Here is a 19,877-nt window from a genome sequence, read left to right as displayed (position 1 = left end):
GCGACGGCTGGTTGTCTGGGGTCAGGGCCCACGCCGCCATTGAAGGGTCGTCGATTTGATGGGACTGTGATGCACGGCACACCGCAGGAGGGGCGGGATGGACGTGGTGATTCCGAAGGCGCGCGACACGGGAAGCGCGCGATGATCGAGCTGCACAGCGAACGCGACTTCTTCCCCGCGCCCGCCGGCCTCGTCACTCTGTTCAAGCCCGGCATCCCCGATCTCGTCGCGCGGCTGACCGACAAGATCCAGCAGGGCGTACCGTCCTTCGCAGGCCCCGTCACCGGCCGCCGCCGACGCCTCATCGCCCTCGCCGCGACCGGCGCCATCCACCACTTCCTCGACCTGATCCAGGCGAAGAAGACCACGAACGTGCGCGTCGACGACCTGTTCCGCCGCATGGGATACGGGGAGGCCAACGACGGCAACGACCTCAGCGCGATCAAGGCGGCGATGCACCTCGCGACCCGCGACTCCTGGGAGGAGATGCGCGCGTTCGCGGCGGCGCAGGGGCTGAGCGCGGCCGACCTCGGCCGCTACGGCGACGTCCTCTTCGGCTACATCGACCACCTGACCGAGCAGGTCGTCATCGGGTACGAGACGGCCCTGCGCACGCTCGACAAGGACACCGGCGTCGCGCGGGGCAAGCTCGCAGCCCGTCTCGTGGAAGGCGAGCCCTGGTCCGATCTCCAGGACCTCGCGCTCACCGCGGGCTGGACCCTCCCGGCGCAGATCGTCGTGCTCAGCGCGTCGATCGCGGACGAGGACGGCAACGTGCCCCCTGCGACCGACTTCGACGAAAGTCTCCTCGTGAGCACCGAGCTCGACCCCGCCGTGGTCGTCTGCGACGCGAGCGAGGTGGTCGCGGCCAAGGAGCATATCGAGTCGGTGGCGCCCGGCACCGTCGTCGCCCGGTCCTGGAGCGTCGACATGGACGAGATCGCCGACGCCCGCCGGTGGACCGTACGCGCGCTCGCGCTCGTCGAGCAGGGGGTGATCCCCAGGGTCCCGCTCGTCGACTGCGAGAAGTACCGCGCGCAGATCTGGCTCCACGCCGAGCCCGCGATCCGCCGTCGGCTCGCCCAAGAGCTCCTGCGCCCGCTGCTCGCCGAGACCCAGAACTCGCGCGAGATCCTCTCCGAGACCCTCCTCGCGTGGCTGGAGACCCGTGACAGCGCGCCCGCGATCGCCGCCCGTCTCGGCGTGCACCCGCAGACGGTGCGCTACCGCTGGAAGCGGATCAACGAGCTGTTCGGCGAAGCCCTGCACGACTCGGAGTTCGTCGTCCAGCTCACCATGCTGCTCAAGGCGAGCGTGCCGCTGTGGATCGCAGGCGACCAGAGCGACTTCGAACGCTTCCGCATCGAGGATGCGCGGATCGAGGACGCCCCATGACGACCGTGTCCTCCGAGAACCCGCGCACCCAGCCCGGCCAGGAAGGACGGCACGACAGACTCGTGCCCGTACGCGACGGGTCGCTGCTGGAGCTGGCGGTCGCGACGGTCGCGACCCTCACCGTCGCCGTGCTGTCGATGACGCCGAGCCTGCGCTTCCCCTCGTGGTCGTGGGTGTGCCTCGCGCTCGTCACGGTCGTCGGCGCGCTGACCTGGCCCACCCATCGCGACGCGATCCGCGCGCTCCGCCGGCGCGACCTCTCGTTCGACGTGCTCGCCTCCGCAGGCGTCCTCGCCGCCTACCTCTGGGCGCTCTACGCCGTCGCCGTCGGGCACCCGTCTTCGAGACTCGTCGCGCCCGTCGTCGTCGCCTGCGTCCTGCTCGTACGCCAGCGGCTGGTGTCGATGGCGGGGACCCTCGCGGCGCTCCGTCGCACGCCACGTTGGCTCGTCCCTGCCCTGCTCCTCGCGGCAGCGGGGACCCTGGCCGCCTGGCTCCTCGTCGCCGACGCACCCTGGCCCGCCGTCTCCGCGGCCGTGGCTGTGCTCGTCGCCGCCTGCCCCGGCGCGCTCGGAGTCGCGGTGCCGGCGGCGGTGGTGGCCGGGGCGCGGCGGGGCGACCGGGACGGCGTCACCTACGACGACCCGGCCGCTCTCGACGTCGCGCTCGAGGTCGACACGCTCGTCCTGCACGGGCACGAGACCGTGGCCGACGGCATGCACGTCACCTCTGTCGACCCGCTGTCGCCGGACCACGACCGCAACATCCGCTGGTTCGCCGGCGCTCTCGAGCACACGCGCAAGGACGCGGTCGGGCGCGCGATCTCCCGGCTCTCGGTACGCGGCCGGGTGACCGGCGTCCAGCACCATCCTGAGCTCGGCGTGAGCGGTTCGGTCGACCGTCATCCGGTACGTGTCGGGCGTCCGGCCTGGATCGGCGTCGACGCACCCGAGGGGCCCGGTGTGACGGTCGCGGTCGAGGTGGACGCCCGGCCGCTCGGCACGATCACCGTCGCCGACACTCCGCGGCCTGCGTCGAAGAAGGCGGTGGACGCGCTCCGGGCGCTCGGGCTGGAGCCGGTCCTCGTGACGACCCGCGACCGCGCCTCTGCCGAACAGCTCGCCGCGGAGGTCGGCATCAGCCACGTCGTCGCGGAGACCGGCGCGATCGGCGGACGCGCACTCGTCGACCGACTGCACGGCGACGGTCACCGCGTCGCAGTGCTCTCGTCTTCGCCCGACGACGTCGCGACCATCTGCGCCGACCTCGCTCTCGCAGCACCGGGCAGCGGTGCTGCGGTCAGCGTCGCGGGCGGAGACGTCGCCGGAGCGGTGGCCGCGATCAGGCTGGCGCACGCGATCGACACGACCGCGATGGCCGGCACCTCGCTCGCCCTCGCGTACACGGTGGTCGCCGTCCCGCTCGCCGCGGCCGGCGTGCTCGCGGTGGTGCCGGCAGCGCTGGCCACGGCAGCGGCGACGCTCGTCGTCGTCGTCGGGTCGCTTCGCCTCCGAGGTCGTCCCCACTGACGACGAAGCCCCGTACGACGTGTCGTACGGGGCTTCGCTCAGCAGGTGACGGAGAGCTAGTTCGCGTCCTTGTCCCGGCGGACGAGGTCCTCGGCCTGCACGCCGAGCGCCTCGGCGAGCGCCCAGATCGTGTCGAACCTCGGATTGCCGACACCGGGCGACAGCTTGCCCGACTCGTCACGTGCGTTGTTGCGTGACAGCTCGATGTTCTGGACCTGGTTGCGGCTGAGCCCGGTGATCTCGGCGAGCTGCTCCTGCGTCAGGCCCGCCGACTTGCGCAGGGCCCGCACCCGCTTGCCGAACTCTCGTGCGCGCTCCTCGCGCAGCCGGGGATCCACTCGATTCGGCACGGTCTGTGAGCCTCTCTCTCCATGTCGTCAGGCCCCGAACGACGGGCCGCATCTCTTGGTGGGCAGGGATCGATGCCGCCGACAGCGCCACGTCAGGTGGCTCGTCGACGGATCAACGACTCCTCAGCGACGACCGCCTCGACCAGCTGCGACAACGGCGTACCGAAGACGTCGCTGAGATCGATCAGGGTCGACAGCCGGGGGTTGGCCGGCGACCCTTTCGCGCGGTCGGACAGGCCGGACTCGAGGAGCTGGTAGTGGTTGCGGGTGATGCCAGCGGCATGCGCAACCTCCTCCTGCGACAACCCCGTCTCGGCACGCAACGCACGCAGCGTGGCAGCGAGCGCGCGAGCGATGACGGGGTCGAGCGCCTCCTCGGTCACCCTCCCACTCTGGCCATGAGCACATGGCGTGTCAGCCATGTGCACATGGCATCCCGAATTGCGTGACAAGAAGATGCGTCACGGGTCCTCGCGAGGCGTACGGGCAGCGGCTGGCGGTCAGCCGGCGTCCGGCGCCGGAGTCTGACCGACCTGCGACCGGACCTGCCCCAGCAGCTTCGCCATCTGCTCGACCTGACGCTGGTACTCGCCCAGGTTGCCCGCTTCGAGTGCCTTCTGGGCAGCGTCGTATGCGGCGTCAGCCTGCTCGAGGAGCTGCTCGACCGTCTGCGGGCTCGGGGTGGCGGGTGTGTCGCCGCCGTCGCCCTCCTCGGTCGTGCCCTCCTCGGGAGTCGGGGTGGGCGCGCCTTCGATGCCGAGGGCGACGCGCAAGGCCTCGTCGAGGTTCTGACCGAATCCGATGCCCTCGCCGAACGAGGCGATCACGAACTGGAGGACGGGGTACGACCCCTCCGTCGCGGTACGTCGGATGTAGACCGGCTGCACGTACAGCAGGCCTTCGCCGACCGGCAAGGTCAGCAGGTTGCCGAACTGGACCTTGGTGCTCGCATTCTTGAACGGGAGCAGCGCCGACGAGACACGACTGTCCGCCTCGAAGCTGTTGGCGATCTGGTTGGGCCCGTCGACCTGTGTCGCCGACCCGAGCTGGAGTATCTGGATCTTGCCGTAGCCCTCGACGTCAGCGGCCTCGGAGTTCACCGAGACGAACGAGGCGAGGTTCTGGCGGCTGTTCGGGAGGTACACGCTCGTCAGCGAGAAACGGGTCTGGTCCTCGCCCGGCCGCTGGATCGAGAGGTAGTACGGGGGCTGCAGCGAACCCTTGGAGGTCGGGTCCTCGGGGATCTTCCACCGCTCTCCGCCCTCGTAGAAGGTCTGCGGGTCGGTGACGTGATAGGCGCCGAGGATGTTGCGCTGGACCTTGAACATGTCCACCGGGTAGCGGAGGTGCTCCAGCAGGTCGGCCGAGATCTCCGACTTCGGCTTGACCGTCCCCGGGAAGACCTTCATCCAGGTCTTGAGCATCGGGTCCTGGGTGTCCCACTCGTACAGGTCAACGGTGCCGTCGTACGCATCGACGACTGCCTTGACCGCGTTGCGCATGTAGTTGATGCGGTCGCTCGGCAGCACCGCCTGAGCGCCGGAGCCGGTGAGCGTGTCGGACGTCGCCTCGTCGAGCGACACCTTCTCCGAGTACGGATAGTTCGCGCTCGTCGTGTAGCCGTCGATGATCCACACGACCTTGCCGTCGACGACCGCCGGATACGGGTCGCCGTCGATCGTCAACCAGGGCGCGACCTTCGCGACGCGGTCACGCGGGTTGCGGTCGTACAGGATCTTCGAGTTCTCGTTGACGCGGTTCGAGAGGATGATGTTCGGCTCGCTGAACTTCACCGCGTACAGCAGCTTGTTGAAGGCGTTGCCGATGTCGACACCACCCTTGCCGTCGTACGTGTTCTGGGTGGCGTTCTCGGCGGTGTCGCCGTCGCCGGAGCCGTTGCCGCGCGGGATGTCGACCTCGATGGGATCGGCACCGTCGGGACGCCCGACGATCGAGTACGCCGGCGAGTTCTCGCCGAAGTAGATCCGAGGCTGCTTGTCGAGATCCAGCTCGCCGACCGGCGGGATGTCGCGCTCGACCCACACCGGCTGGCCCTGCGCGCCGCGCTCGTTGCCGCGCGCCGCGATCACGCCGTAGCCGTGCGTGTAGATGGTGTGGTCGTTGGCCCAGTTGCGCTGGTTGGCGGGCAGGCCGTCAAGGTTGAGCTCGCGGGCCGCGATGACGATGTCCTGCGGGTTCTCGTTGTCCCCGAGGCGGTAGCGGTCGACGTCCAGCGTGTCGGGCACCGTGTAGTAGCCGCGCACCTGCTGCAGCTGCTCGAAGGCCGGCGACACCAGGGTCGGGTCCAGCAGACGCGTGCTGACGCGCGACTCCGCCGACTCGGTCAGCTGCTGCGGGGTCAGCGTCGTCTTAGCGTTGTAGTTCTGCTTCTCGACGCCGGCGATCCCGTACGCGTCGCGTGTCGCTTCGATGTTCCTGGCGATGTACGGCGCCTCCTTGTCAGGCTCGGACGGCTTCACCTGGAAGGACTGCATGATCGCCGGCCAGATGCCGCCGATCAGGACCGAGGTGAGGACGAGCAGCGCGAGGCTGATGCCCGGGAGGAGCCAGTTCTGCCAGATGGCGTTGGCGAAGAACAGCAGCGCGCACAGCAGCGACACCACCAGCAGGATGTTCTTGCTGGGGATGCGCGCGTTCGCGTCGGTGTAGGTGATGCCGGTAAGGAGGTTGTTGGCGTCGACCGAGAACCCGAAGCGGTCCAGCCAGTACGCGAACGCCTTCAGGAGCATGATCAGGCCGATGATGATCGACAGGTGCGTCTGCGTGGCACGTGAGATCTTGCGGTTCTTGCCGGAGATCGCGATGCCGCCGTAGACGTAGTAGACGAACGCGACGGCCAGGCCGGAGACGATGAGCACCGCGAACCCGTACGCGGTGAGGAACCGCAGCCACGGGTAGTCGAAGACGAAGAACGAGATGTCGAGCCCGAACGTCGGGTCGTCCTTGCCGAAGTCGGTCGCGTTGCGCCACATGAGGAACGTCCGCCACTGACCGGCGGCCGACGAGCCCGCGAAGATCAGCAACAGCACGCCGAGGGCGACCATGCCGACCTTGCGCAGCGGGTGGATCGCCTCGCGATAGCGCAGGACCGGGTCGTTCGGGCGGAGCGGGCCCGTGGCCGTCGGCCGGCTGCGGTAGGCAATCCACACGTTGAGGAGCACGATGCCCGCGAACAGCAGGCCGAAGCCGAGGAACATCAGCACCCGTGTGCTCAGCATCGTCGAGAAGACGCTGCTGTAGTCGACGGAACGGAACCACAGACGGTCGGTCCACACGCCGGTGAAGATGGCGCCCAGGAAGAGCAGCGCCACCAGGGTGATGATGGTGGGAATCAGGACACGTCGTCCTTGCCGGCCCACGTCGGGTCGAGGGCGGGCGGCGGATCCTTCGCTCACGGGTTTCCTTCGGTCGCAGTGCTCACAGGGGCGGGGTGCTCACAGAGGTGAGATGCTCGGACTTCCAGTGTGACAGGTCACTCCACGAGGGTCTGTCGCAGCATCGCGACCAGTCCGGGGACCAAATCCGGGCCTTCGGCGAGCTCGTCGCTCCCCCTCACGTCCACGATGCAGTGCGCCTGCCCGTCACGTGTCACGGCGACCGTGAGGCGCACCTCCTGGCGGTCGGGGTGGTCGGCGACGAAGTCGACCACCTCCGCCTCGTCGTCGGGCAGGGCCTCCTCGGCGTCGGGCGGGAGCATGAGCCGCTCGAGGACGACCGCCGTCCCGTCGACCTGCGGCGGCCAGACGATCTCGGTGACGAAGTCCTCGAACCTGCGGTCGGCGGGCAGATCGTCCTGCTCGACGGCGGTGTAGGAGTCGTCGACGTCGTCCTCGCCGACCCCCAGCTCACGCGCCAGCGCCGGCTCGTCGGAGATCAGCGAGCTCGTCCGGACCAGCGCGTACAGGCGGGGCGGCAGGTCCCAGCCAGCGCTGCCCGCGACCTCTGCGATCTCGAGCGCCGTCTCACGGAGCGGGTTGGTGGGCGTCAGCTGCATGTGGGTACCTGGGCCTTCGGGTCGTCGGAGAGCTTCTCGAGCGCGTCCACGGCGTCGTCGAACGTCGCCACCTTGACCAGACGCATGCCGAAGTCGTCGGCTGCGGCGGCCTCGGCGCAGTTGCCGGACGGGACGAGGAAGACCGTAGCTCCCGCCTCCGACGCGCCTGCAAGCTTCTGCTGCACTCCCCCGATCGGCCCGACCTCGCCGGAGGCGCTGATCGAGCCCGTGCCCGCCACGGTGGCGCCGTCAAGCAGCTCACCGGGCGTCAGCTTGTCGTACAGGGCGACCGCGAACACCAGGCCGGCGCTCGGCCCACCGATGGAGTCGCCCAGGTTGTTCTTGATGGTGAACGGCAGCTCGAGGTCGGTGCCGAGGCTGACCCCGATACGCGCCTTCGAGCTGTCGTCGGGCGAGGTCTGCGACGTGACCTCGACGGTCCGTTCCTTGCCGTCACGGCGGATCCCCAGCTCGACCACCGAGCCCGGCTTCGAACCCGACACCAGCTCCACCGCCTGGTCGGTGCCCGTGACAGGCGTGCCGTTGACGGAGAGCAGGTGGTCCCCCGCCTCAAGGCGCCCCTCGGAGGGACCGTCCTCGGCCACGGCGGTGACGGTCACGACCTCGGTGACGTCGTACCCGGCGGCAGTGAGCGCGGCCGCCTCCGACGTCAGCTGCGAGGACGCCATCTGCGCGGCGTTCTCCTCGCGCACCTGCTCGGCGGTCTGCCCCTCGGGGTAGACGAGGTCGCGCGGCACCACGGCCTCGGCCGGGTCGAGGTACGCGATGACCGCCTGCGGCAGGCTCACCCGCGAGTCGGCGCGCGTCACCGAGACGGTCGTGAGTCGGATCTCGCCGTCCGTCGGGTACGTCTTCGCGCCCTCGACCTGCAGCACCGGCTTGTCGTCGTACGTGCCGAGTGCGTCGACCGTCGGACCCGGGCGCATCGTCACGTACGGGACGGGAAGGAGGAAGGCGACCGCGATCAGGGCGGCGACGAGGATCCCGGCAGTCGCCAGGGTGGAGGTGCGCCGGCTCATCGCGCCCCGTGGGACGAACGGGAGCGGCGGACGACGACGCCGTTGTTGCGCTGGGGCGTCTGCCGTGCGTGGACCACGTCGGCCGGCAGCGGACGCTGCACCGCCTCGCTGAACCGCGCGTACGCCGGGTCGTCGGGGCGGCGGGTGCGGTCGCGCGAGCGCCCGTACCAGGCGGCCCACAGCATCGCCAGCGCCGTCACGGCCAGCGGCACGGCCAGCCACCACAGGATCTTCACGCCCACAGTCTAGGCAGGCAGGCGGTACGAGGGCCGCCAGCGCGCCCGGGAGCACTTTTGCTGGTCGAGTAGTCCGAGCCCCCCTCTTGCTGGTCGAGTAGTCCGAGCCCCTAGGCGAGGACGTATCGAGACCCCAGGTCTCGATACGGGCTCCGCTGGCGCTCCGCCCTACTCGACCAGCCACAACCGAGCCCCTAGGCGAGGACGTATCGAGACCCCAGGTCTCGATACGGGCTCCGCTAGCGCTCCGCCCTACTCGACCAGCCACAACCGAGACCACGGGTCTCGATACGGGCTCCGCCCTACTCGACCAGCCACCGGGGCTATGGCGTCCCGACCCACTCGTCGGTGCCGTCCTCGAACACCTGGTGCTTCCAGATCGGCACCTCGGCCTTGAGCCGCTCGATGAGCGTGCGGCAGACCTCGAACGCCTCCGGCCGGTGCGAGGCGGACACGGCCGCGACGACGGCGAGCTCGCCGACGTCGAGGTCGCCGAGCCTGTGCACGACCGCGACCCCGCGGGCAGGCGTGCCCTCAACCACCTGGGAGGCGACGTCCTTGAGGACGGGGAGCACACGCGCGTGCGCGGAGTAGCCGATCCCGTCCACCTCCCGCCCGCCGTCGTGGTCGCGCACCGCGCCGACGAACAGCACGACCGCACCGGCCGCGTCGTCGGCCACAGCCTCGTACACCTCGGAGATGTCCAGGGGCTCGTCGCGCACGTCGACCAGCCGGACCACATCGCTCATGGCGAACAAGCCTAGGGCGGATCGGAGGGCGCGGGTACGTTTGGAGACATGCCTGACGACCCGGACCGCCTGCCCGACGATCTCCCCGACGACCCCGAGGGCGAGGGAAGAGACGACCCGAGCACGCCCGACTTCGGCATCGGCTTCGGCAAGGTGCCCGGTCCCACCCAGGGCGGCGGCGCGTCCGGGGGCGGCAACCCGTTCGCCGGGACGCCGATGGAAGGCATGTTCGGCGCGTTCGGCGACATGTTCGGCAGCGGCGGGCAGATGCCCGACATGAACCTCCTGATGCAGCAGATGCAGCGGATGTTCGCGCCGCACGAGGGCGCCGTCAACTGGGAGCTCGCGACCGACGTCGCGCGCCGTACGGTCGTCACCACGCCGGACCCGTCCCCCCTCGCGACCGAGTCGGCGGCCGTCGACGACGCCATGCGCCTCGCTGAGGTGTGGCTCGACACCGCGACCGACATCCCCGCCGCAGCAACACGTACGGCGGCCTGGAGCCGCTCGCAGTGGGTCGAGTCGACCATGCCGACCTGGCGCGCGATGGTCGAGCCGATCGCCGAGCACGTCGTAGCCGCGATGGCGGGCGCGCTCCCGGAGGAGGCCAAGGCGATGGCCGGCCCGCTGGTCGGCATCCTCAACCAGGCCGGCGGCGCGATGTTCGGCTCCCAGGTCGGGCAGGCCATCGGCACGCTGGCGACCGAGGTCCTCTCCAGCACCGACGTCGGCATCCCGCTCGCCCCGGCCGGCGTCTCGGCGCTCCTGCCCGCCAACATCCGGGCGTTCGGTGAGGGTCTCGACCAGAGCGACACCGACCTCTTCCTGTACGCGGCGCTGCGCGAGTGCGCGCACCAGCGCCTCTTCGCCCACGCGCCGTGGCTGCGCGGGCGTCTGCTGTCGACGATCGAGGAGTACGGGCGCGGCACGACCATCGACGTCAGCGCCATCGAGCAGAAGATGGCCGGGCTCGACCCGACCAACCTCGCCGCCGCGCAGGAGGCGCTCGAGGGCGGCCTGTTCGAGCCGGAGCGCACCCCTCAGCAGGAGGCGGTCCTCAAGCGGCTCGAGGCCCTGCTCGCCTTCGTCGAGGGCTGGGTCGACGAGGTCGTCACACAGGCCACCGAGGGCCGGATGCCGAGTGCGCCCGCGCTGCGCGAGGCGATGCGTCGTCGTCGGGCGGCCGGCGGTCCCGCCGAGCAGACGTTCGCGTCCCTGGTCGGACTGGAGCTGCGGCCGCGGCGGTTGCGCGACGCCTCCGCCCTGTGGGCCGCGCTGCGCGACAAGAAGGGCGCCGCGGCACGCGACGCCGTCTGGTCGCACCCCGACCTGATGCCGACGGCCGCCGATCTCGACGACCCGCTCGGCTTCGCGTACGACGAGCGTGACACCGAGGACGCGGGGACGGACGCGGCGTTCGACGCGGCCCTCGCGGACCTGCTGGAGGGTGGCACCGACGGCGAGAGCCGCGAGGACTCGGACGGCGAGGGCGACGAGCGTCGTCCCGACTCCGACAGGTGAGCCTGCACGCTGACGCGTACGCGCTGCTCAGCGGCTGGCCTGCTCCCGACGGGGAGCAGGCGGCGCTGCGCGACGCGTACGTGGCGCACCTCGCTGCCGCGCCGGACGCAATGCGGCGTACGTGCCTGCCGCACCACCTGACGGCGAGCGCGCTCGTGGTCTCGGCCGACGGGTCGCAGGTCCTGCTGACGCTGCACCGCCGGTTGCGGCGCTGGCTGCAGACCGGAGGTCACTGCGAGGACACCGACGCGACCGTACGGGCGGCTGCGCTGCGCGAGGCGACCGAGGAGTCCGGCATCACCGGGCTCCTCGTGGACCCGGTGCCGCTGCGGCTCGACCGGCATCCGGTGCCGTGCGGCGGCCGCGACGACGCCGAGCACCTCGACGTGCAGATGCTCGCGGTCGCACCGCCTGACGCGGTCCACGCGATCAGCGAGGAGTCCCTCGATCTCGCGTGGTTCCCCGTGGACGCACTCCCCGAGACCGACGACTCCGTCCGGGCGCTCGTCGCCGCCGCCCGTACGCGCCTCGCCGGCCCCGCCTGACCGCTGGCGCGGCACCTCCCGTTTGCCACGGGCCCGTGGCAAACGGCATCACCCTCCGCAAAGATGCCGAGGGCCTGTCGGTTTGCCACGGGCCCGTGGCAAACGGTCAGGGCGTGACGGTGATCGGGGTGCCGGCGTAGACGAGCCGCCAGTCCACCGAGGCGAACAGCGCGGGGTCGATCGTGCCGACCTCGCTCACCCAGTCGATGAGCAGCTGCCGGATCTCGACCTGGGCGTTGTAGACGACCGGTGCCGTCTTCACGGCCGGGAAGTTGCCGCCGCCGGACTGCCGGTAGTTGTTGATCGCGATGACGAACCGCTGGTCCGCCGCCACCGGCGCCCCGTCGTACGCGAGCCCGACGACCCGGGAGCCGAGCGGCTGCGACAGGTCGATGTCGTACGTCAGCGGCGCGTCGAGCCCACCCATGACGTCGTAGTTGTAGTCCGGCGTGCCGTTCGGTGCCGTGTCCGTGACCGCGTTCGTGACCGCGCTCGACGGGAAAGGTCCGGTGCCGCTGACCGGCTTGAAGTAGCGAGCCGAGAACTCCAGGTACGCCTTGACCTCGGCACCGGTGAACACGACGCCGAGCAGCGTGTTGTCGTAGATGTAGAGCCCGGCGACGTCGCGTACGGAGACCTCCCCCGCCGGGATCGCCGCCGCACGGTTGAACGGCGCCGCGATGCTCAGCACCGGGAGGTCGGCCTCGGGCGTGCCGGCGATCGCCTTCTTGACCGCGTCGGCCTGCACGTAGTTGATGAAGTCGAGCGCCGCCACGTCCTCCCACGGCGCGGTCGCGGCCGACATCGCCACCAGCGACGTGCCGATGACGGAGTTGACGTACGTGACGACCTTGTCGTGGTCGGCCTGGAGCAGCTTCACGATCCGGGGGTCCTCGTCGACCGTGTTGGCGTTGAGGACCTGCGACGTGACGCCCACGACCTCGTACCCGGGCCCGCGTCGCCTGCGTCGGACCGTCACGTCGATCGCGGACAGGCGCATCCCCCACCGCAACGGTTCGGTGAGGACGACCGGCCGGCGGGTCTGCTTGTTGGTGATGACCCGCTGACCGATCTCGACGTGCGCGTGGCCCACGAGGATCGCGTCGATGCCGGGGACCTCCTCGGCGACGAGGGTCGAGGCGTTCTCCGGGTACGGCAGCGCGTCGCCGTACGAGGACGAGGTGTCGGCCCCGGAGTGTGCGGAGACGATGACGACATCCGCTCCGGCCTTGCGCATCTTCGGGACCCAGTGCTTCGCGACCTCGACGAGGCCCGGGAAGACCATCCTGCCCTCGACGTTCGCCTTGTCCCAGATGGCGATGCCGGGGTTGGTCAGCCCGAGGATGCCGACGCGGACGATGTGCCGGCCGACGCGTACGCGCTTGATCACGAACGGCGGGAACACCGGCAGGCCGGTCGCCGCGTCGTGGGCGTTGGCGCCGAGCAGCGGGAAGTCGCACTGCCGCTCGAAGGTGCGCAGCAGCGGGATGCCGTAGTTGAACTCGTGGTTGCCCAGAGCGGCGGCGTCGTAGCCGATCGCGTTCATCGCGCGCGCCATCGGGTGGACGACGCGGCGGCCGATCGGCTCGACCTTGGCGTAGTAGTACGCCAGAGACGTGCCCTGGAGGGTGTCGCCAGCGTCGATGAGCAGCGGGCACGGGTACGCGTGGCCCTCGCGCATGGCGTCGACCAGCGTCGAGATCTTGGCGAGGCCGATGTCGTTCTGGGCGGAGTCGGTGTATTCCGCGTCCTTGAAGTAGTCCCAGTTGAAGACGTTGCCGTGCAGGTCGGTCGTCCCGAGGATCGTGAAGGTCGCAGTGTCGCCCGACCCGTGCCCGTGCCCGTGCCCGTGCCCGTGGCCCTTGCTGTGCGCGGCGGCAGGAGGCGCGGCGTACCCGGCAGCAGCGAGCGCGGCAGCCGCCGCGGAGCCGGTGAGCACGGTCCGACGGCGGACCGGGTGCGACGGCGTGGACGGGATGGAGTCTTCAGGCGTGTGCTGCGCGTTCATCGGCGCTCCTCCGGGGAATGGTGCCTCGTGACCTCACCATCGTTACTCCTCGGCACGCGCGAGCGCCTCGGCAGAACGTGACGGCATCTGGTCAGACTTCGGGCAGGTCCTTCCAGCCGGCTCCGACGACGACACCCTCGAGGAACCCGCGAGCCCGCTCCGTACGGGGGTAGCGCTCGACGTGCGCCCAGAACTCCGGGCCGTGGTGCGGCACGAGAAGGTGGGCGAGCTCGTGGACGAGCACGTAGTCGACGACCCAGTCAGGAAGGTCCTGGAGGCGGCTCGAGAGCCGGATCGTGCCGTCCTCGGGCGTGCACGAGCCCCACCGGCGGCGCTGGTTGTCGACCCAGCGGACGCTCGTGGGCTCGGCGGCGCCGTCGAGGAAGCGCCTGCTCAGCTCGACGGCGCGCGCGTGGAGACCCTCGTCGTCTGGTCGCACGCGCCGCTCTCGGCCCTCGACCTTGGCGACCATCGTGTCGACCCAGACCTGCTCCTCAGCGCGGGTGAGCCCGGCCGGCATCAGGACGACGATCCGGGCGCCGTCACGGTACGCCTGGACCGACTTGCGCCGCCGCCGGCTCCGCCGGATCTCCACCTCGGGCGCGCTGCGTCCGGTGGGGCGGACGACCGCGCGAGAGGGATCGAGGGGCGCACTCATGGGGTCCACCGTAAGCGACGCGCCGGACGTACTTTTCGTCATCCACAGCCCTCGATCGCATCGGCGCTGGTCAACAGGGCCCTCCGGCGCGCGTCTGCCGCGGCCGTGCCCGCTCGTCCACCGGTCCTCCCCAAGATCTCCACAGGGTTCCCCGGCGGTTCCCACATCCTTTCCCCAACGTTTTCCACAGGGGTGGACAACACCTGCCGGCCCAGGATTGCCGACTGCTCGAGGAGCCGCTTAGCGTGAGGAGGCAGAGGAGGTCCTGGCCGGGCGCGGCGTCCGCAAGGGGAAGGCAGGCGGCGAGTCCGGCCGGGACCGATCTGAGCGGTGGAGTCTGTGGACGACGTCCTCTCCGCCACGCGTTCCTCGGGCAGGGTGGACCGACCCCCTCGCCCACCACGCCCGAGGAGCCCCCCGATGAAGCCCTTGCTCCGTCCCGGCACGACCGTCGTCCGCCGCAGCGCCCGCACCCTGCAGGTGGGCACGCTGCCCGGGTGCACCGTCCAGGTCCCCGATCTACCGGGCACCGCGGCCGTCCTCCGGCTGGCCGACGGCACCCGCGACCTCCTCACGCTGGCCACCGTCGCCCGCCTGCCGCTCCCCGAGATCACCGAGGCGGCGGCCCGCCTGCACGCGTGCGGCGCCCTCCTCGACGCCAGCCAGTGGGACGACGTCGGCGGCGAGGCGCTGACCACCGAGGCACGGGCCCTCGCCGCCGAGAACGCACCACCGGCCGTGCTCGCCGAACGGCTGCGCGCGCGTGCGTCATCGTCGGTGGAGATCGTCACCGACGTCGCGAGCCGACCGCTCGCCGCACGGCTGCACCGCGTCCTCAGCGAGTCCGGGCTGAACGCCACGATCGGCCCCGTGGCCGCTCCCACGCTCGTCGTCGTGCTGTCGAGCGGGCCGTGCCCACGCGAGGCCTTCGACGTCCTCTCCGGAGCCGGAGTCGCGCACCTCCCCGTCGTCACGGAGTGCGAAGGGGCCCGGATCGGACCGCTCGTCCGTCCCGGCACCTCGCCATGCGTACGCTGCGACGACCTCGACCGTACGGGCGGTGAGCCCTCCTGGCCGTTCGTCCTGGAGCAGCTCAGCCGGCCCCTCGCCCGCAGCTCGCCGCTGCACCCCCACGGCTGGGACGCGATCGGCGGGTACGCCCTGGCCCTGCACGTCGCGACCCAGGTGCTCGCGTACGCCGACCGCCTCCCCGCCGCCGCCGAGGGAGCCGTCGCCGTCGTCACCACGAGCGGAGGCGCACCCACGTACCACCCGGTGGCGCTCCACCCCGACTGCCCGTGCCAGATCCTCGCCACCGAGACGGGCGACGTCGACGGGAGCGGCGGCGTGGTGCGGGGTGTCAGAATGACGGCATGAGTGACGGCGGCGCCGACAAGTCCGACCACCGAGACACTGCGGTCCCGCGCGGGGCCTTCACCCGAGCCGCGAAGCTGGCGTCGCTCCCGATCGGTTTCGCCGGGCGGACGACCATGGGCGTGGGCCGTCGCCTGGTCGGTGCCCCAGCCAACGCCGTCCTGACCGAGGTGCAGATCCGGACCGCAGAGCAGATCTTCGCCGTCCTCGGTGAGCTCAAGGGCGGCGCCATGAAGTTCGGGCAGGCCATGAGCGTGTACGAGGCCGCAATGCCGCCCGAGCTCATCGAGCCCTACCGCGACGCCTTCGTACGGCTCCAGGACGACGCCCCGCCGATGCCGACGGCGACCGTCCACCGCATCTTCGCCGGCGAGCTCGGCCCGAAGTGGCGCGAGCAGCTCGTCGAGCTCGACGACACGCCCGCCGCGGCGGCCTCGATCGGCCAGGTTCACCGCGGGCGGTGGTTCGACGGCCGCGAGGTGGCCGTGAAGGTGCAGTATCCGGGCGCCGCAGCCGCCATGCGGTCCGATCTCCGCCAGATCGGACGCCTCAGCCGGATGTTCGCCGTGGCGTTCCCCTCGATCGACGTCAAGCCGCTGGCCGACGAGCTCGCCGAGCGGGTCCGCGAGGAGCTCGACTACGCCCTCGAGGCCCAGGCGCAGCGGGCGTTCGCGGAGGCGTTCGCCGACGACGACCAGATCGTGGTGCCCGAGGTCGTGACCCACACCGAGACGATCCTCATCACGACGTGGATGGAGTCCAAGGCCTCGCTCGCCCAGATCATCGCCGACGGGACACCGAGCGAACGCGACCACTACGGCGAGCTGTTCGCCCGGTTCCTCTTCGCAGGCCCGTCCCGGGTCGGGATGCTCCACGCCGATCCGCACCCCGGCAACTACCGCGTGCTCGACGACGGACGCCTCGGCGTCGTGGACTACGGCGCGGTGGCCCGAGTGCCGGGCGGACTGCCTCCCGTGATCGGCCGCCTGCTGCGTGCCGCGGTGGACGACGACTACGCGACCGTCGTCGAGGGGTTGCGTGAGGAGGGCTTCCTGAAGCCCGGCGTCCGCATCGACGAGGAGATCATCCGCTCGTACCTCGAGCCGTTCGTCGAGCCCGCACGCCACGAGGTGTTCACGTTCGACCGGGAGTGGATGCGCGAGCAGGTCCAGCGCATCTCCCGCCCCGCCCGCGAAGGCCTCGGCACGGCGATGAAGATCAACCTGCCCCCGTCGTACCTCCTCATCCACCGGGTCTGGAGCGGGGGACTCGCGATCCTCAGCCAGCTCGGCGCCACCGCGCCGTTCCGGGGCATCCTCGAGGAGAGCCTGCCCGGCTTCGCCGACTGACGCGCGTACGCACGGGAGCGCGCGCAAAAGCCGAACGGGCGGCGCCCCGCGGATGCGGAGAGCCGCCCGTTCTCAGGTGCGGAAGGTGCGGGTGCTACAGCATCCGGGCGATCCGGATGCGCGCGCCGTACGCCACGCGTACGAGGCGGTCGATCATCGGGGTACTCCTTCATGGTCGTGCTGCCGTCATGCGACGGCGTCTTTGCGGGGGCGTCCCCGCGGCCGCTTGCGCGGGATGACGGCGCCCTTCAGGAAGAGCTCCCCTCCCCACACGCCCCAGGGCTCGCCCCGGTCGAGTGCACCTGCCAGGCACTCGCGACGGATCGGGCACTCAAGGCACAGTGCTTTTGCGTCCTCGACACCTGCCGGTGTCTCGGCGAACCAGAGCTCGGGATCGTGGGTATGACACGGGATCGACGTGTGCTGAACCTCGCGCTCGAGCACGGCGGTCGTCATGTTTTCTCCTGGGTTGAGAGAGATGGTTGCTGGTGGTGGGGCAACGCGGTCTCTGCCGGCAACGACAGATAGGCCGCGGATCCCGGTCGGGTTCCGCGGCCTGAGTGGCGTCTGATCGACGGCTAGGTCGGATCAGGACTGAGGCGGGATCCCGGGGTGTGGCGCTTCTCGGCGTACGTCGACGCATCGGTCGCGGACGGCATGAACCACCCGAGGAGACGCGCGCGAACGGCGACGCCACATGCGTCGACGCCGTTGGCCGTAATGATGAGGTTGCCCATCACGTTCACGCTCCTCTCCCAAGTCGATCCGGGCTGACGAGTCAAGACCCTACGCCCGTCCTGAGACAGGGCGCAAACCAATTAATGCCGAGTTTCGAAAAAGTTCCTGCCGCCGTCATCCGTACCGGATGTCTCACCGCACAGCGCGAGGACCTCGGCGCCGTACTTCTCCAGCTTGGTCCGTCCGACGCCCGGCACCTTGAGCAGGTCGGTCGCCTCGCGCGGTCGGACCTCCGCGATCGCGGTGAGCGTGGCGTCGGTGAACACGACGTACGCGGGGACCTTCTGGGCGGACGCCTGCTCGCTGCGCCACCCGCGCAGGCGCTCGAAGAGCTCCTCGTCGTAGCTCGACGGGCAGTCGAGGCACCGGCCGAGCTTGCGCTCCGCGCCGGTCGAGAGGACGGCGTCGCACGTACGGCAGCGGGCGATGCTGCGCTCCTTGCGCGTACGGCGCGAGCGCGCGCCGCCACCGGCCGGCTCGGCGTCAGCGGGCCGCAGGCCGTCGAGGAACCGGCTCGGCCTCCTGCTCCCCCGTCCCCCGGGGTTGCGGGCGAGCGACCACGAGATCTCGAGGCGCTCGCGTGCGCGGGTGACCCCCACATAGAAGAGGCGCCGCTCCTCGGCGACCCCGCGCTCGTCGGTCGCGTACGCGATCGGGACAGTGCCCTCTTGCATGCCGACGAGGAACACCGCATCCCACTCCAGGCCCTTCGCGGCGTGGAGCGTCGTCAGGGTGACGCCCTCCGCGATCGGCGCGTGGGCGTGCTTCGCGCGGCGGTCGAGGTCGTCGACGAGCGCCGCCAGGTCGGCGCCGGGTTGCGCCGCCTCGAGGTCGGCCGCCATCGACACCAGCGCATGCAACGACTCCCACCGGTCGCGCTGGGCGCCTGCCGACGTCGGCGCGGTCTCGGTGTAGCCCATCGTCGCGAGCACAGCACGGACGTCGGGGACGAGGCCTTCGTCACCGGAGTCGCCGCCGCGTGCCTGTCCCCGCAGCAGCGTCACCGCCTGGCGCACCTCGGGACGGTCGAAGAACCGCTCGACGCCGCGCACCACGTACGGGAGGTTGCGCGCGGCGAGCGCCTCCTCGTACGCCTCGGACTGGGCGTTGGTGCGGAAGAGGATCGCCATCTCGCGCAGCGGCGTGCCCCCCTCGCGGAGCTGGAGGATCTGCGCGGCGACCGACTCGGCCTCGGCGACCTCGTCGGAGTAGGGCGTGTAGGTGACGTCCGGACCGGGCCCGCGCTGCGCCTGGAGCACGACGCCCTCACGACGTCCCCGGCCGAACACGGCGTTGGCCGCCGCCACCACCTGGGGCGTCGAGCGGTAGTTACGGACGAGCTCGATCCTGCGCGCGCCCGGGTGGGTCTTGGCGAACTCGTTGAGGTGCTTGGGCGAGGCGCCGGCGAACGAGTAGATGGTCTGCAGTGGGTCGCCGACCACGCAGATGTCGTCGCGGCCACCGAGCCACTGCTCGAGGAGCGCCGCCTGGAGCGGGTTGACGTCCTGGTACTCGTCGACGACGAGCCAGCGGTACTGGCGGCGGATCTCGGCCGCGACCCGCTCGTGCTCGGCGAGCATCGAGACCGTGCAGAGGAGGATGTCCTCCATGTCCATGCGGCCGCGGTCGCGCTTGACCTCCTCGTACGCCGCCATGACGTGCGACACCGTCGCGTCGTCGACGGCATCGAGGCCACGGTGGAGACCGGGCGCGATGCGCGGGTAGTCGTCGGGGCGAACGTTGGACACCTTGGCCCACTCGATCTCGGCAGCGAGGTCACGCAGCAGCGCGGAGTCGGTCTGGACGCGGCACCGCTTCGCCGCCTCAGCGACCAGCGGGATCTTGGACGCCACCAGGTCGGGCAGCCCGTTGCCGTACAGACGCGGCCAGAAGTAGCCCAGCTGGCGCAGGGCGGCGGCGTGGAACGTCCGCGCCTGCACCCCCTCGGCACCGAGCTGGCGCAGCCGGCCGCGCATCTCGCCGGCGGCGCGCGCGGTGAACGTGACCGCGAGGACCTCCGTCGGCTTGTAGACGCCGGTCGCCGCCCCGTACGCGATGCGGTGGGTGATCGCCCGCGTCTTGCCCGTCCCGGCACCCGCGATCACGCAGACCGGACCGCGCAGAGCGAGAGCGACCTCGCGCTGCTCGGGGTCGAGGGCGTCGAGCAGGCTGTCGGCGGACGGCACGTGTCTCCTCGAGATCGGGGTCAAAGCGGGCTGAGGTTCAGCGTAGTTGGGGAGGACGACACGTTCGCCGGCCGCTCACAGGCTCGCCCGTGCGCGGCGGGAATTGTCGGCGCTCCCGTACTGTTGCTGGCAGCGGGCGCGTCTGCCGTCCACGACGTCCACGTCCGAGCCCGCCGTTCCGTAC

Annotated in this window: 17 protein-coding genes; 6 read left to right on the top strand and 11 right to left on the bottom strand. The window is 70.8% G+C overall.

The features are described 5' to 3' along the window. Window positions 1–141 precede the first annotated feature (141 nt). Both NYZ95_RS15525 and NYZ95_RS15520 read left to right on the top strand, forming a co-directional pair. Entirely contained in the window at window positions 142–1,395 is a 1,254-nt protein-coding gene (locus NYZ95_RS15525) for a PucR family transcriptional regulator (RefSeq protein ID WP_262852232.1), read from the top strand. Then, window positions 1,392–2,924 carry an HAD family hydrolase gene (locus tag NYZ95_RS15520; RefSeq protein WP_262852231.1) on the top strand — a complete coding sequence of 511 codons (1,533 nt, stop codon included), beginning with the start codon at window positions 1,392–1,394 and terminating at the stop codon, window positions 2,922–2,924. The genes NYZ95_RS15525 and NYZ95_RS15520 overlap by 4 nt, the downstream gene beginning before the upstream one ends. A 56-nt stretch (window positions 2,925–2,980) precedes the next feature. On the opposite strand, the gene NYZ95_RS15515 is transcribed toward NYZ95_RS15520, so the two are convergent. From NYZ95_RS15515 to NYZ95_RS15485, 7 genes are all read right to left on the bottom strand, one after another. Continuing rightward, complete coding sequence (locus NYZ95_RS15515) at window positions 2,981–3,274, bottom strand: helix-turn-helix domain-containing protein (protein WP_262852230.1); 294 nt, start codon at window positions 3,272–3,274, stop codon at window positions 2,981–2,983. A gap of 92 nt (window positions 3,275–3,366) precedes the next feature. Then, window positions 3,367–3,657, bottom strand: a complete 291-nt coding sequence (locus NYZ95_RS15510; protein WP_262852229.1) for a helix-turn-helix domain-containing protein — start codon at window positions 3,655–3,657, stop codon at window positions 3,367–3,369. A 117-nt stretch (window positions 3,658–3,774) separates the two neighbouring features. Further along, on the bottom strand, window positions 3,775–6,690 hold the full coding sequence (locus NYZ95_RS15505) for a UPF0182 family membrane protein (RefSeq protein ID WP_262852228.1): 2,916 nt from the start codon (window positions 6,688–6,690) through the stop codon (window positions 3,775–3,777). A 77-nt stretch (window positions 6,691–6,767) separates the two neighbouring features. Next, the gene (locus NYZ95_RS15500; RefSeq protein WP_262852227.1) at window positions 6,768–7,289 is read right to left on the bottom strand and encodes a PPA1309 family protein; all 522 of its coding nucleotides are present in this window, start codon (window positions 7,287–7,289) and stop codon (window positions 6,768–6,770) included. Further along, window positions 7,280–8,329: a YlbL family protein gene (locus NYZ95_RS15495; RefSeq protein ID WP_262852226.1), complete on the bottom strand. Its 1,050-nt coding sequence runs from the start codon at window positions 8,327–8,329 to the stop codon at window positions 7,280–7,282. Before NYZ95_RS15495 ends, NYZ95_RS15500 begins: the two co-directional genes overlap by 10 nt. After that, complete coding sequence (locus NYZ95_RS15490; protein WP_262852225.1) at window positions 8,326–8,565, bottom strand: hypothetical protein; 240 nt, start codon at window positions 8,563–8,565, stop codon at window positions 8,326–8,328. Before NYZ95_RS15490 ends, NYZ95_RS15495 begins: the two co-directional genes overlap by 4 nt. A gap of 323 nt (window positions 8,566–8,888) precedes the next feature. Next, a complete protein-coding gene (locus NYZ95_RS15485; RefSeq protein ID WP_262852224.1) occupies window positions 8,889–9,314 on the bottom strand; it encodes a molybdenum cofactor biosynthesis protein MoaE in 426 nt (141 codons plus the stop codon). A gap of 48 nt (window positions 9,315–9,362) precedes the next feature. Between NYZ95_RS15485 and NYZ95_RS15480 the strand changes: the two genes are divergently transcribed. Both NYZ95_RS15480 and NYZ95_RS15475 read left to right on the top strand, forming a co-directional pair. Continuing rightward, a complete protein-coding gene (locus NYZ95_RS15480) occupies window positions 9,363–10,835 on the top strand; it encodes a zinc-dependent metalloprotease (RefSeq protein WP_262852223.1) in 1,473 nt (490 codons plus the stop codon). Continuing rightward, window positions 10,832–11,380 (top strand): NUDIX hydrolase, encoded by a 549-nt coding sequence (locus NYZ95_RS15475; protein ID WP_262852222.1) that lies wholly within the window; start codon window positions 10,832–10,834, stop codon window positions 11,378–11,380. Before NYZ95_RS15480 ends, NYZ95_RS15475 begins: the two co-directional genes overlap by 4 nt. A gap of 106 nt (window positions 11,381–11,486) precedes the next feature. On the opposite strand, the gene NYZ95_RS15470 is transcribed toward NYZ95_RS15475, so the two are convergent. Both NYZ95_RS15470 and NYZ95_RS15465 read right to left on the bottom strand, forming a co-directional pair. Further along, the gene (locus NYZ95_RS15470; protein ID WP_262852221.1) at window positions 11,487–13,388 is read right to left on the bottom strand and encodes a bifunctional metallophosphatase/5'-nucleotidase; all 1,902 of its coding nucleotides are present in this window, start codon (window positions 13,386–13,388) and stop codon (window positions 11,487–11,489) included. A 91-nt stretch (window positions 13,389–13,479) separates the two neighbouring features. Continuing rightward, a complete protein-coding gene (locus NYZ95_RS15465; protein WP_262852220.1) occupies window positions 13,480–14,046 on the bottom strand; it encodes a M48 metallopeptidase family protein in 567 nt (188 codons plus the stop codon). 420 nt (window positions 14,047–14,466) lie between these two features. Here NYZ95_RS15465 and NYZ95_RS15460 point away from each other — a divergent pair, with 420 nt between their 5' ends. Both NYZ95_RS15460 and NYZ95_RS15455 read left to right on the top strand, forming a co-directional pair. Then, window positions 14,467–15,423, top strand: coding sequence for a hypothetical protein (locus NYZ95_RS15460; protein WP_262852219.1), 957 nt, complete (start codon window positions 14,467–14,469; stop codon window positions 15,421–15,423). Next, the gene (locus tag NYZ95_RS15455) at window positions 15,420–16,769 is read left to right on the top strand and encodes an ABC1 kinase family protein (protein WP_262852218.1); all 1,350 of its coding nucleotides are present in this window, start codon (window positions 15,420–15,422) and stop codon (window positions 16,767–16,769) included. Before NYZ95_RS15460 ends, NYZ95_RS15455 begins: the two co-directional genes overlap by 4 nt. Before the next feature lie 186 nt (window positions 16,770–16,955). Here the strand turns inward: NYZ95_RS15455 and NYZ95_RS15450 are convergent, their stop codons facing one another. Together NYZ95_RS15450 and NYZ95_RS15445 are read right to left on the bottom strand one after the other, a co-directional pair. Next, window positions 16,956–17,225, bottom strand: coding sequence for a WhiB family transcriptional regulator (locus NYZ95_RS15450; protein WP_262852217.1), 270 nt, complete (start codon window positions 17,223–17,225; stop codon window positions 16,956–16,958). Window positions 17,226–17,587: 362 nt separating this feature from the next. After that, a complete protein-coding gene (locus NYZ95_RS15445) occupies window positions 17,588–19,693 on the bottom strand; it encodes an ATP-dependent DNA helicase UvrD2 (protein ID WP_262852216.1) in 2,106 nt (701 codons plus the stop codon). Window positions 19,694–19,877: the final 184 nt, after the last annotated feature.

Origin of the sequence: Mumia quercus (assembly GCF_025506335.1) — a bacterium.
GTDB lineage: Bacteria > Actinomycetota > Actinomycetes > Propionibacteriales > Nocardioidaceae > Mumia > Mumia quercus.
This window is presented reverse-complemented; position numbering and strand designations above follow the sequence as displayed.

What these genes read in the sequence shown, in the direction of transcription:
- NYZ95_RS15450 (WP_262852217.1), bottom strand. Translation starts at nt 17,225, where the DNA reads ATGACGACCGCCGTGCTCGAGCGCGAGGTTCAGCACACGTCGATCCCG.
- NYZ95_RS15500 (WP_262852227.1), bottom strand. Translation starts at nt 7,289, where the DNA reads ATGCAGCTGACGCCCACCAACCCGCTCCGTGAGACGGCGCTCGAGATC.
- NYZ95_RS15520 (WP_262852231.1), top strand. Translation starts at nt 1,392, where the DNA reads ATGACGACCGTGTCCTCCGAGAACCCGCGCACCCAGCCCGGCCAGGAA.
- NYZ95_RS15470 (WP_262852221.1), bottom strand. Translation starts at nt 13,388, where the DNA reads ATGAACGCGCAGCACACGCCTGAAGACTCCATCCCGTCCACGCCGTCG.
- NYZ95_RS15465 (WP_262852220.1), bottom strand. Translation starts at nt 14,046, where the DNA reads ATGAGTGCGCCCCTCGATCCCTCTCGCGCGGTCGTCCGCCCCACCGGA.
- NYZ95_RS15480 (WP_262852223.1), top strand. Translation starts at nt 9,363, where the DNA reads ATGCCTGACGACCCGGACCGCCTGCCCGACGATCTCCCCGACGACCCC.
- NYZ95_RS15495 (WP_262852226.1), bottom strand. Translation starts at nt 8,329, where the DNA reads ATGAGCCGGCGCACCTCCACCCTGGCGACTGCCGGGATCCTCGTCGCC.
- NYZ95_RS15485 (WP_262852224.1), bottom strand. Translation starts at nt 9,314, where the DNA reads ATGAGCGATGTGGTCCGGCTGGTCGACGTGCGCGACGAGCCCCTGGAC.
- NYZ95_RS15460 (WP_262852219.1), top strand. Translation starts at nt 14,467, where the DNA reads ATGAAGCCCTTGCTCCGTCCCGGCACGACCGTCGTCCGCCGCAGCGCC.
- NYZ95_RS15455 (WP_262852218.1), top strand. Translation starts at nt 15,420, where the DNA reads ATGAGTGACGGCGGCGCCGACAAGTCCGACCACCGAGACACTGCGGTC.
- NYZ95_RS15525 (WP_262852232.1), top strand. Translation starts at nt 142, where the DNA reads ATGATCGAGCTGCACAGCGAACGCGACTTCTTCCCCGCGCCCGCCGGC.